The organism is Bacillus sp. JJ634 (assembly GCF_036962285.1).
GTDB lineage: Bacteria > Bacillota > Bacilli > Bacillales > DSM-1321 > Peribacillus > Peribacillus asahii_A.
In genome coordinates this window covers 1-13,567 of the sequence record NZ_JBALMU010000108.1, presented here as the reverse complement: position 1 = coordinate 13,567, position 13,567 = coordinate 1, and the positions used below count along the sequence as shown (strand labels likewise).

Sequence of the window (13,567 nt, the reverse complement as noted above, 5' to 3'; positions counted from 1 at the left end):
AGCAGCTACATAATATCTAATCTCTGGAAACTAAATGATAAAAATCTCCTTCTTGTAGATCTCCGGGTAATATTGGATGGTCTAACTCTAACAACAGTTCTCCAATCAAGACTTGGCCGCCTTTCGATTGATTATATACCTGTTAAATAATAAGTAAAGTAGTCTGATAACTTCTCAATATTGAATGTTTGGTGATTCTCTAAAAGCTTTTTTTATAATCAATACGTAATTAACTTTCACATGTGTAGACAGTTAAGAACAAGACTATACTGTGACACAGTCTGCCAAACAGCAGAAAGATCCTCCTACTCTATTCTTTTCAATATTGAAGTAAATCTAACTTAATTAAAAGTGACCAGCAGTTCTTTTAGTGATCTAAAACCAATTAGTTTTCTCCATTGTAGGTCAGACGTAGCTAATTGGAGATGCTCCATTTGTTGCAGGAGTGTTTGAATAGCTATTTGTGCTTCAAGACGTGCTAATGATGAGCCTAAACAAAAGTGAATTCCATATCCAAATGCAAGATGAGGATTCAAGTTTCTAGTGATATCGAGCACATTGGGTTCAACGAATTTTTTCGGATCACGATTCGCTGCTCCTAACATTATGTATACTTGCTCGCCTTTTTTAATGGTGACTCCATTCAGTTCAATATCTTCTAATGCAATACGAGCGGTCATCTGTGTTGGGCTTTCATAGCGTAAAAATTCCTCAACTGCTGTTTTAATCAGTAATGGATTTTCCTTTAACATCCTTAATTGCTCTGGGTGATTCAATAAGGTTAGAATCGAATTGCTAATGAGGTTTACTGTTGTCTCATGTCCAGCAATAACAAGTAAAATACATGTTGCGAGTAATTCTTCATCTGTTAACTGGTCACCATATTGTTCCTCCCTTATTAACATGCTAATAAGATCATCTTGAGGGGCTTGCTTCCGTTTTTTGATTAGCTTTTTAAAATAAACGATTAACAGCATCGTTGTATCGTTTCCATTTACTAACGTCCCTCTTGTCCGAGTAAAATCAATTGTTTCGATTAAGCTAACAGCCCATTCTCTGAATTGATTGCGCTCTTCTGATGGTACTCCTAATATTTTAGCTATAATGAGACTAGCTAAAGGAAATGCAAAATCTGTAACAATATCCATTTGTCTCTTATTTTGCACCTTATTCAGTAAGTCATTAACCGTTTCTTCTATATAAGGACGATAATTTTCCACAACACTTGGACTAAATACTTTACTAACCAACATGCGTAAACGTTTATGGTCATGTTGATTCTTAAAAAGCATCATATCGTTCTGAATATTTTTAAGATGTTCATATTTTTTCGATGTCTGAGGCAGCGGGGTGCGATTTTTAAAATTTATATGATCTTTAAGAATCGCTACAGCCTCTTCATATCCAGTTATATACCAACCCGGATATTTAAATGAGTTCCCCCTATAAATAGGATTATTAGAACGTAAATTATCATAAATGGGATAAGGATTTCTTAGAAACTCAGGAGAAGAAAGTGAAAATGGTGTTATGTTCGGAACTTCTAGCTTTTGTTTTATATCGTTTGTCATATTATGTTATGCCTCCAATATAATCACCTTATTTTTAGCGACGCATCTATATTTGAGTAAACGCGTCTCTTTTAAAAAGGTTATTTCCGTAAGATTTTATCATTTTAGGCGAGAAGACTCCTACCTCAAGGAATGTGAAGGGCGATAGCCCAATGAGTAGGTGGGAGATGAATCGCCTTTTAGCGTTGCAAAACACCCGTTTGCATGGTGTAATATTCCTGTACGGATTGTTCTTTGAAAACTGAAGATATGAGGTTGTGACAGGAAAAGCGTCTGTCATGTAAAATCTTCAACGTTCTTTCACCCCTCACTCACCGAAGTAGCGAAAACCAAGCAGAGTTAGGGAGTGTGGTGAGTCCAACGTACACAAGATATTAAGCTATAACCGTAGGGACTACGGGGGGGGAGCCTACTCCATAACTAGTGGATACACTGGTGTTCATAGGAATCCCCCACTTCAAGCGTTAGCTAAGTTGGGGGGAGTTCAATGAATATACAAGCCAACTCCATCATTTTGAGAAAATGGTTCCTATGAGATTAGATTACCGATTGCTATTATTCTTCCCCTTCTAAGCTAGCTTTCATTCTAATACTATAATACTTTTCCTGTTGCATACTTACGATCCTGTAACCATATGCCATCCTATTGTAACCTTATTCATATAAATAGTTTACAATAAGAATGATAGAATTATTAATTAATTCTGTCAACACGTTTAAAATGTTTCTTATTTTTATAAGGAAAAAGAGCTAAATCCATCTAGTGAATTTGGCTCCTCCTAATTATTTCGTATAGTCTTTTAGCACTTCTTATCAAACTCTTATTCAAGCGTTCACTGTGATAATAGAGTTTTTATATTATATTTTTTACAAATGTTAATTTGACGAACTTGTTGGGCATTTTGTTTACCTTTTTATATCAACATGAATTTTCATATTATGTTTAATGATTTTAGATGGGCGGCTGAGTACTTATATCAACGTGATATCAATTTAATACAGTCAATTTAATACAGTCAATATTTTTTAGTTTACGCTACCTTTTTCTATAAGTACCTTCAGTTCTTCCCGCTTCCATTAACTAGTAAGGAATTAAGAGGACAAATGGAGAACATCTTAAAGGAGCAAAAGCCAAAATAAAAAGAGGGAGCTTCTCAACTCCTCTAAGCTATTAATTCAACATGTGCATAAAAAAATAAAATTCGATTTTATCTCCGTGATTTCATAGATAAGTCGGGATTTTTGCGATAAGAAACTCTTAATGTGGTAATCTACATTTCCTGACGCTACCACTATATATGTCCAACCTGTTAAACCGACATAAGAATGTTGCTTTGAATACGCTGTTGTTTTTTGGATGGGATGATGCCGTAAAATTAATTTTGATTTATATATTTTTCTTAATTTTGTGTATTTTTTCTAAGATTAAAAAGCGTAAAATGATACTGGAATTAATTCTAAAGGAACACCGTAAAGCGCTTATTTAACTATCAAAAGGCTCTAAGGAATGATTCCAAGAGCCTTTTTTCTACAAACATCCATAAAGTGAGCCAAACCGTAACAATTAATATTCCAGTAATAGATAAAGAAAATTAGTTATTTAGTGAGTTATATTCTTTTTATCAAACTAACAGCTAATCTATTAAATTGAAAATATTCAAATGATAGGATTACTTTGTCAATGCAGAAACCTCATGTAGTGCATTTCTTACTGTTCCATATTCACTTGCATGCGGGCGGTCTCCGTCATCTGCGTATCCGTAATCAAACATGCGATTTCGGTTTAATGTTAATTTCGTCACTCTAGGACGCAATAAATCAAATAGTTTAAATCGATCATGTAACTGCGGATATTGTGATTGATAATGCAAAATTTCATTACGCACAGTACTCCAAAACTCTTGTTCAGTAACCCCTTCATGCTCTTCTAAAATCGTTGCTAAATAACGGAAATGACAAATAAATAAACCGGTTAAAATAAACTGTGTTAACCCTTCTGGTTCCTCACTTCTTAATACAGTTTTTAACTCGTGGGATAATGATTGTAACTCATCAAACGGTTGGTTACTGATATTCACATCATCTACAAAGTCTTTCATAATAATTCGAACAGGTTTAAAATTGTTTAATACAAGCACAGTATTTTGACCATGCGGTGAAAACACTGTTCCATATTGATATAAATAATGCAATAGCGGAGGCAATACAGCATTCATTAATGCAGAAATCCACTCTCTCGGTGTCAAGCCGGATTTTTGAATATATGTTGACACAAGCGCCTTCCCGGAATAATCAAGATGCAATAAAGCAGCTAACGTAAGGGCTTGTTCTCCTTCTTCTAACTCTTCGTAGACACTTTCTCTCCATACCACGCCAAGCATTTCTAAATATTGATAGGGGGCATTTTGAATATTGGTAAACGTAGGGTGATTTACGTTTAACGTTGCCACTTCACCGAGTAGTCCTATCTTACACGTATCTCTTAAAAAAGTATCTTGATCTCGAATGCCTTTAATGTATTCCGTTACTTGAGGGGCTATAACGCATCGTTCACTAGGCAACCCTCGATAAACAAGTGTATTTAATATACTCATCGGAAGCTTTACATGAAATTTTTCTGGATGAGTCGTATTTACAAATGTTCGAATGGACTGCTGTGGTAAATAGCTATCTTCACTTTCTCCAAGCGGAACGATAAAGTCATTAGCAATATACTCCGCAAAGAGGGGAACGATGACATTTAACCATTGCCATTCATGAACAGGTAAATAATAATAATCACTACATGTTAGTTGACGTTCTTTCAATCTATCAGCGAATGATTTCAGTGCGGCTTCGCTCAGTTCTTGATTTATCATTTTTTCAAATGACAACGCGGCTACTGAATGAAATGAACAAACTTGTTTAGCAACAGCAATCCATGAGAGCTGAATAGGATTTTTTTGTTCTGGAGCAAATCTCACATAATCATCAAATCCAAAACCAATTCTTCCTTTATTATATGTAATCCACGGGTGCCCCGTCATCTCCCCTTCCAATTCAGCATAATCCATTGTAGAAAGCTCATCTGCCGATTTTTGATTTTGTAAATATAAATCAGCAACTAACGTATGAAAATATTCTTTCGCTAAATGTCCTGCTGTAGAGCTTGTCATTCCTTCTTCTTCGGACAATCCGATTAGTAACTGCAGCGCTTTAGAAACTGTGATTTCTTGGTTTTCAAACGTTACTTTTATCGTACTCGCTATAACATGATAACTATCAAATAGCCTTTCTTTTGCTTGGTACGTATACGTTACTCCTTTTTTATCTTTCCATTGATACAATGTAGCCTGTGATAGCTTTTGTATTTCCGTTGGTTCAATAATATGTTCATACATAAACTCTTGAAGCATTTTTGCAAGCAGCTGTTGATTCACTTTTTCCCACGATTGTTTCGTAAACTTGGATAGATCTGTTTCTACAATCTTCATCCTTCATTCTCCTTTACCTTTTTATAAAGCACTACTGGTTTGTTATGAATTGTTATGGCAATGATTGCTGCTACTAATAAAACGGCACCGCATAGCAAAGGGACGTACAAACTTACTTTACTCACCGTTAACGCCAACAAAGGAGCAAAGAGCAGTGCCACATTTTGTACAGCAATTAACCAACTATAATAATAAGTAGCCGCTTCATGGAATTGTCGAAATAAATAAATATCTAATACAACCATACTGAGGTAAAAGCAGCCCCCATATACAATTCGACTTATAATAAATATCCCTAGACTATCAATAGATGCTTGTATAGCTAACGAAAATGCACTAAGAATCGTTACTATATACAACAGCAGTGTATCTTGACCTCTAAATACACGGATTGGTACACAAAACTTCAATATAATAGCCATAATACTTGGCATAACATAGAGTAAAGCATTCATTTGATTACCTACTTCATATCTATCCTCCACAAATAAGGTGAAGTAAGGGCGAATCACATTATGGCCAAGATGAAAGAAAAAGATAGCTATCATGTAAAAGTAAATGAGTCGTTTATTGACTTTTATGTGCATCGGTTGCTTCTTCTCTATCGCAGTTGGTGATAACAGTTTTGTCGCTAGTAAAATGACCATCAGACCAAGATCCATACAAGCAAATATGAGATACACTTTAAGCGGCATTTCCCATGTAATGACGAAGCTTCCTAATAAACTCGAAACAATAATAGCTGTATGCATGACGAGCATATAAACCGTTGTTTTTTTCGCTTTTTCCTCTTGTTGTTCCATACTTTCAACTAAAAAGGGATACAATAGATATAAACTGCTTTGAAATACAAGCAATAAAAGCGATGTTATTAAAAAACTTAAAAATGTTGTACTTTCGCTCAGAATGACTTTAAAAACAGCTGTCATAAAAAGAGAGCATATTACAACTTGTCGCATGGACCACTTCTTTAATATAGCTCCCCAGAAAGGTGTCATAATGATGACAACAAGTCGACAGCAAATGATAAAAATAGAAGTCATTTCTACTCCTTGTACGCCAAATGCCTCTGAAAAATACTGCGGATAAAATGGAGATAATAACACCTCAGACAGCATCGTTAGAAACAAGCATACAAAGACAAATTGATTGCGAGTCATCACCTATTAAAATCCGAACTGCTGAAAGATATTTCTTTTATACAGTTTATACACTTCTTTTCCAGCAATTTGATTAATAATCGCTGCATTTCGATAAGCACCAAGCCCTAAGTCAGGTGCTCCTACTCCATGTGTATGAAGTTCACCATTTTGAATAAATAATGAAACTTCATCAACTGTTGTTTTAACTTTATATTGTTCATCTATTTCTAGCTGCCCTTGATCATCAAACTTTAAATACTGTTTGATCCCTTCTAAAAAGGAAGGTAATGAGCTTTGGTAACCAGTTGCTAAAATCACTACATCACTTACCGTTTGCTGGTATACCCCTTGTTCATATTGATACAAGGTTAATCGTTGGCTGTCTTCTTGTCGTTCAATATTCGATAATTCGGTTAACGCTTGAATTTTGATTGGTGTTTTCTCTCCACCAATTGTTCGTTCGTACAATAGTTCATAAATATCGCTAATGGTTTTGACACTAATCCCTTTATAAAGCAGGGCTTGGTTTTGTAGCACTTGTTGTTTCTTTTTAGGCTCTAAATGATAAAAGTAGCGTGTATAATCTGGCGAAAAATGTTCTAAGCCAAGTTTTGAATATTCCATTGGATAAAACCCTTTAGAACGCGTGTACCAACTCAACTCATACTTTTGATCATCCTGCTGTTGTAATAAATCGTATACAATTTCGGCTGCACTTTGACCTGAGCCGACAACGGTAATACTTTTTGCTTTCAATGTTTGTTCGCGTTTCATTTTATAGTGAGCGGAATGATATAATTGATCACTATACATCGACTGAAAGTCTTTTGGAAAAATTGGTTTCGTTCCAATCCCCATTACTATATGACGACTGTAGTATGTTTTAACGCTTTCTTCATGTTGAACCGTTACTTCATAATAAGTATCTTCTTCTGTATGAAGCGTAATGTTTGTAACTTCACTGCTAAACTTCAAACCTCTTAAACGATTTGCGACCCATTGACAATAGTGATTATATTCATTACGCGGAATTTGAAATTTTTCAAAAAAGTAAAACTGATACAATCGTTTATTTTCATGCAAATAATTTAAAAAGCTATAGGGACTTGTCGGATCTACCATTGTTACCATATCAGCCATAAATGGAACTTGTAAGGTCGTTCCTTCAAGGAGCATACCAGGATGCCAATTGAATTGTGGCTTTTGTTCAAAGCACATATATGTACATTCCGTTTTTTCAAGCAGTGCTGCTAATCCTAAATTAAATGGACCTACTCCTACGCCAATAATGTCTAAAATGTTCCGTTGTTCCATTGACTCCACCTTCTTTCAAATACTTCTCTTTCACAGCTAAGCAGTAATCCCGTCTTATCTGGTAATTTCACTTCTTTAATAGGCTGAAAACCGCATTTCTTAAATACTGCTATCATTTTTTCATTACGGATATCCGGTTCTGCTACAACTTTTTTCGTGTCAACCATTTCAAATTTTCTCTTTAAAATACTTAAAAGCAATGGATAAATATATCCCTTCCCTAAGTAGGAAGGTTCTCCAATTAATAAATGAATACCTTGATCACCTGGATCGTTTGAATAGTATTCGCTAATGATATCCCCTTCCACCGTATACGATTCCCAATAACTCATCGGCACTCCATTGATTTCACCTATTAGTAATTGTTGATGAGCGTCCGTTAAAAATGTTTGCAAATGCCGCATATAAGCATCTCTATCGATATTTAAATTCCAATAAGGAATGACATGCGGCTCATTCATCCATCTATGTAAATGGTCAAAATCCTCTTTTAAAGAAACCGGACGAAATGTAAACTCCTTCTTCATTCGAGAGTCGTAAATTGTAAACGGGTAATTAGTTTGTAATCCCATTTTCATCGGTTCACACCCACTGCTTTATATAATGGATTATCTATGTTTACATAAACGGATTGAGTTTCTAGAGCTCCTACTAATTCATCCATATCATGAACACGTGTTAAGAAATTAGCTTTGCAAGGAAGCTCCTTATGTTCAAGCAGTGAAGTTACGAGCTGCGTATGATCTTGTAATAGATATGGTTTAAGTTCTTCTCGTAAAAGGGTCAATAGCTTCCTTTCATCGATAAGATTACTTACTCCAAATGCATTAATGAGCCCGAATATATGATTAAAAAATACATAATAACGGAAACGCTCCTCAGCAACCTCATCTTCACATACGGTATCACTTTCTCGATTCAATGTTGGCAGCAACTCACGCAACGCCGCTTCTTTTGATTTCATAAAATAGTAGCCTTGATTATCCCGATAATAAAATATTGACGGATAACCATCTTGATCTAAGTGAATAATCGAGTTTTGTTGATGTGCTTCTAAAGCAATTCCTTTCTGTGTATATAACCACAGCATTGGTTTTAACGTGATATCGATGTAACGTTTAAACCAAATCTCACTCGCTTGTTCAGTAGTAAGATTGTTATTATTACAAATGTTCCGAATAATGTTCGTAAGTTGTGATGCTTCATCAAATACATGGTCTTGACATAAGCTTGCTAGAAGGGTTGTATTGTATCCTTCTTCTTTAAACGGATTGTCACGAATCATCACTTCAAATCCAAGTTCCTCATCGCCTAACATGACAAAAGCTGGGTCTTTAATAAATTGAAAAGCAGGATATTGAGCGTGTAATTCACTTTCCAAACTTGCTTGTAGTAATCTTGCTACCTCCACACCACGATTCAATTCCTTCACTTTATTTACACGTAAAGAATTTGTGATTTTTACAGGAATCGAGAATTTATACATCACATCCGCATCAGGACTATATACTGTACGCACAGACGATGTTGGATAAAAGAGTCCACCCTGAGGACCTAAATAAGTAAGCTGCTCTTTATGTATCCAATTAGTCACTTCTTCTTTCCCTAGTAAAAAGCGTGCTTGAAGTGGATGCATCGGTATGAGCGTATATTCATCATCTTGACAATATTTCAGGGCAAACTCCTTTGATATTGTTTTATCTTGTATTAATTGCTTTTTTATTATATTTGTAGCTGACTGACTATAAGCCGATTGTTCTTTAACAATTGAACGATGCGCTCTAAAATAATGAAGCTGAAAATTCCCTTTTAATTCCGGAGCAAATATAAATTCTTCTTCAGGTAAAATACCTTGACGGCTTTTTGGTGTTGGATGAAGCTGATGACCAATTAATAAAGATTGCTCTGACTGTAAAAATGTTTTATCCCATTTGTAGCATTCTTCTAATTCATGTTTCCTTCTTTCAATAAATAGATTCATATTTTCATAACTTAAAAGAACACGTACGATGAAATCATTAACTTGTAATAAATCATCCGTTACTTCTTTCATTAACAGTGAGAGAAGTGTAATCATATCAAGTTCCTTTATTTCTTGATGATGGATTTGATAACATAACTCTCGCTTAAATAAGTGCCGACCTGTTACGGAGCGGTATTTTACAGGCAAATAAAGAGTTACTGGTTGTTTCTTTAATTCAATGACTAATACTTCTTCATTAGATATGCCGTTGACGGATCGCCATATACCCTGTCCTGTTTCTCGAATATAGCAATTGATTAGATTTTGCATCGTAATAAAACTAGCTGATAGTTGCGTGTTCACGTAATCGTTCCTCCTTTTTTTCAAGGTCTTTTCCTAGACTAATCACTTCATCTAACCGTTTAACCGTTTCATCAAATGTAATTAACGGATTTAACATGGTCAGTTTCAAGTAGACTTGCCCGTGATTCTTTGTCTTCGCCATAATCAATCGGCCCTGGTCATAGAAAAGCTTTTGAATGGACTGATTGATAGTATTTTCAAATAATCGCTGTTTTTGCGTATCTCTGTAATGAGTGTTTGGTTGATAACGAAATACTATTGCATTCATTTCAGGAGTATTCAGCAATTCGATATCTTTTCTCTCTTGTAAATAATCAGCTGTCTGTCTCGCTGTTCTAATTGTGTAATCAATCATGTCGCCAAACTCTTGTTTACCGACTGCTTGAAATGTCAACCATAATTTAAGTGCATCAAACCGTTTCGTCGTCTGAATACTACGGTCAACTAAATGAAGCTGTGAATCCTCTTCTGGATTTAAATAATCGGCATGCAGTTGAATGTGTTCAAACATAGAGGCACTTTTTACAAAAAATGCGCCACAGCTAACTGGCTGATAAAACCATTTATGAAAGTCCATCGTAATAGAATCTGCTTTATGTAAATGAGAAACTAGATGACTATATTCGTGCGAGAATAGTAAAGCGCCTCCGTACGCCGCATCTGCATGCAGCCATATATTTTCCCTTTCGGTTAATTCACTTAGTTCATGAAGTGGATCAATACTTCCAAAATCAGTTGTTCCTATCGTCGCCACAACTGCAAATGGGATATCCCCTTGCTTTTTTACTCTTTCGATTTCTTCATATAAATGCTCAGGACACATTTCAAAGCGTTCATTCGTTTTTATTGTTACGACAGATTGCATACCAAGACCTAATTGAGCAGCTGATTGCTGTACGGTAAAGTGGGCTTTTTCCGAACAAAAAATTCGAAATCTCTGCGCTTCCGCTGGTAATCCTTGCTTACTCACATTGATGGAAAAATGCTTAGCGCAATATTCATTACGAGCTAACAGCAAGGCCATATAGTTGGATTGCGTACCGCCGCTCGTGAACACTCCAGAAGCAGTTTTAGGATAATTAATCTTTTTAATCATTTCCTGAATAACGCCGTCTTCTATATAAGTAGCTACCGGACTTTGATCCCATGAGTCCATCGATTGATTGAGAGCTGTAATAATTACTTCGGCAGCAAGAGCTGGAATCATAGGTGGACAGTGTAAATGAGCCATCGCACCAGGATGAGAAATATGTAACGAATACTTCATGACCAGATGCTGTATAGACTCGAAAATAGCATTTGGTAGCTTCCCTTGATTTTCAAGCTTTACAAATCCCGCAGCCTTCTTTTGAATATCCTCCATTTCAATATATTCATATGGTTTTTCAAGGCTTTGATAGTGGGTACCCACTAGTTTTACTACTTCTGACATATATTGGTAATAATTATCAATACTATTTACGGACGATGATAAAAACCATTGATCGAATGATGTCACGATTTATTTCACCCATTTCTTTTCAGCTGCTTTTATTGCATCTTCAAAACGAACAAGCACCTCATCTATTTGTTCTTTTGTCATAATTAACGGCGGTAATAATCGAATCACGGCCCCGTGTCTTCCACCTACTTCTAAAATGACACCGCGATCAAAACATTCTTTTTGGATAGCTTTTGCAAGTTCTCCATCTCCTGGATAACTCCCGATTGAATTAGGTGCTTGAGTCTTATCCACTATTTCTACACCAATCATTAAACCTCGACCACGTACATCACCAATCGATTTTACTTGTTGCTGAAGTTTTTTCATCTGTGTTTGCATGTACTGCCCTAGTTGATGAGCATGTTCAGGTAAATGATGTTCCTTAATATATTGTAAAGTTGCTCGACCGGTTGCCATTGCTAATTGATTGCCTCTAAACGTTCCAATATGTGCACCAGATTCCCATTTATCTAATTTTTTATCGTAAATAACAACGGATAGAGGTAAGCTTCCTCCAATTGCTTTTGATAAAACGAGCACATCAGGTTCAATATCAGCATGTTCAAATGCAAACATCTTTCCTGTACGACCAATGCCTGTTTGTACTTCATCAATAATAAGCGGGATGTTTCTTTCTTTTGTAATACGTCGCAATTGTTTTAACCATTCAATAGGTGCTGGTACGGAACCACCTTCTCCTTGAACGACTTCTACGATAATTCCCGCTGGTGTGACAATTCCACTTTCAGGATCATCTAATGTGTTTTCAATATATGTAGTAATAAATTCATGTCCATTCTTCCCAATTCCAAATGGGCAGCGATATTCATATGGATATGGTAAGAAATGTGTATCAGGCAATAGGGCATGAATATGCTTTTTAGGACTCGTAGTTCCACTAATGCTTAACGTTCCGTGAGTTGATCCATGATATCCCCCTTGAAAAGACAGAATGGAACGATTCCCTGTTGCTGTTTTGACAAGCTTAAGAGCTGCTTCGATTGCATCTCCACCAGTAGGTCCACAAAATTGAATTTTCGCTTTACGAGCAAATGACTCTGGTAGACTAGCAAATACTTCGTCAACAAATGCTTCTTTAACAGGTGTTGTTAAATCTAGAGTATGTAATGGTATTAAGTTATTAAGTACCTCTTGAATCGCCTCATGAACAACATCATGGTTATGACCAAGAGCTAATGTACCTGCTCCGGCTAAACAATCAAAATATTCTTTGCCATCCATATCCGTAATCATGACACCTTTTGCTTTTTGGATTGCTAATGGCAGTCGTCGTGGATAAGACCTAGCATTGGACTCTCGAATCTCTTGCGTAGAAAGCAAAGTTTCGTTGGACACTAAAGGTTTAATTAGAGTAGACATATCATATCCTCCTAATAATTTTTTAATTGATATTGATTATCACTCGCATATAAACAATAAATGAAAATGATTATCAATGTCAATGTAATTTTAAGAAAATAAGAAATTATTCCTATTTTCAGCACCTTGTACAAATTTACAAAATTTTTACTTTTATCTTCTTTCAAACACACACTAAACCGACTAAACATGTGCGAATTTTACTTATTCTTACATAACTGATTATGGGGTAATTCTTTACTTTGAATACACACTTAATATACATAATGCCTTTTCTAGACATTGGTTTAAAAATTCATGTGGGAAGATGAGTAACGTTTTAGCATCTGAACGGTATGCTTTAATTGTGTGAAGGGGTAACTATTTATTTGAAGTAAATATTTTTCCAGAAGAATATTTTTTGGAAAAAGTAACTAAGATTTCCTTGTGAGGAACCTTTTCTCTGTTTATTCATATTGGAGAAGAAACGTAACAAATGCTACTTGCGATTTTACAACTAATACGACCCAAGTGAATTTACTCTGCCAATGAAATAAATATCTATAATAATTCATAAGTCGATTTGATAGTTTGGCATCCCTTTTAAATAAAATAAACCGGCCTGAATTGACCGGTTTGTTTAAACTACACACCATCTGTTTTATCGCTCTGATCTTTGTTTCTTTTGTTTCCTTTACTGTTGTCCCCGCTGACAGAAGCTTGGCCATGTAATTGTGGTGAATTTTGATTACGGCTGCCTTTATTAAATTTTTTTGTCATATCCCACATCTCCTTTCTTACTTCAAATACAGTTTGTCCCTTTTTGCTAAACTTATGTTTTCCTCTAAAAAAATAGTTACAATTATTATCAAATATTCGCAATGTTTGTACTCATTATG

At 35.4% G+C, this 13,567-nt stretch carries 9 protein-coding genes; all 9 read right to left on the bottom strand.

From position 1 onward, the window contains the following. Positions 1-341 precede the first annotated feature (341 nt). Positions 342-1,571, bottom strand: a complete 1,230-nt coding sequence (locus tag V7068_RS15710; RefSeq protein ID WP_499713594.1) for a cytochrome P450 — start codon at positions 1,569-1,571, stop codon at positions 342-344. A gap of 1,670 nt (positions 1,572-3,241) precedes the next feature. Continuing rightward, complete coding sequence (locus V7068_RS15705) at positions 3,242-5,044, bottom strand: IucA/IucC family protein (RefSeq protein WP_499713592.1); 1,803 nt, start codon at positions 5,042-5,044, stop codon at positions 3,242-3,244. Next, positions 5,041-6,204 carry an MFS transporter gene (locus tag V7068_RS15700; protein WP_499713596.1) on the bottom strand — a complete coding sequence of 388 codons (1,164 nt, stop codon included), beginning with the start codon at positions 6,202-6,204 and terminating at the stop codon, positions 5,041-5,043. Before V7068_RS15700 ends, V7068_RS15705 begins: the two co-directional genes overlap by 4 nt. 6 nt (positions 6,205-6,210) lie before the next feature. Further along, the gene (locus V7068_RS15695; protein ID WP_499713590.1) at positions 6,211-7,500 is read right to left on the bottom strand and encodes a lysine N(6)-hydroxylase/L-ornithine N(5)-oxygenase family protein; all 1,290 of its coding nucleotides are present in this window, start codon (positions 7,498-7,500) and stop codon (positions 6,211-6,213) included. Next, a complete protein-coding gene (locus V7068_RS15690) occupies positions 7,479-8,078 on the bottom strand; it encodes a GNAT family N-acetyltransferase (RefSeq protein WP_499713589.1) in 600 nt (199 codons plus the stop codon). Before V7068_RS15690 ends, V7068_RS15695 begins: the two co-directional genes overlap by 22 nt. Continuing rightward, a complete protein-coding gene (locus tag V7068_RS15685) occupies positions 8,075-9,826 on the bottom strand; it encodes an IucA/IucC family protein (protein ID WP_499713587.1) in 1,752 nt (583 codons plus the stop codon). Before V7068_RS15685 ends, V7068_RS15690 begins: the two co-directional genes overlap by 4 nt. Beyond that, positions 9,804-11,324, bottom strand: coding sequence for a pyridoxal phosphate-dependent decarboxylase family protein (locus V7068_RS15680; protein ID WP_499713586.1), 1,521 nt, complete (start codon positions 11,322-11,324; stop codon positions 9,804-9,806). The genes V7068_RS15685 and V7068_RS15680 overlap by 23 nt, the downstream gene beginning before the upstream one ends. A 3-nt stretch (positions 11,325-11,327) precedes the next feature. Beyond that, complete coding sequence (locus tag V7068_RS15675; protein ID WP_499713584.1) at positions 11,328-12,689, bottom strand: aspartate aminotransferase family protein; 1,362 nt, start codon at positions 12,687-12,689, stop codon at positions 11,328-11,330. Between the two features lie 624 nt (positions 12,690-13,313). Next, the gene (locus V7068_RS15670; protein WP_257467688.1) at positions 13,314-13,448 is read right to left on the bottom strand and encodes a hypothetical protein; all 135 of its coding nucleotides are present in this window, start codon (positions 13,446-13,448) and stop codon (positions 13,314-13,316) included. Positions 13,449-13,567: the final 119 nt, after the last annotated feature.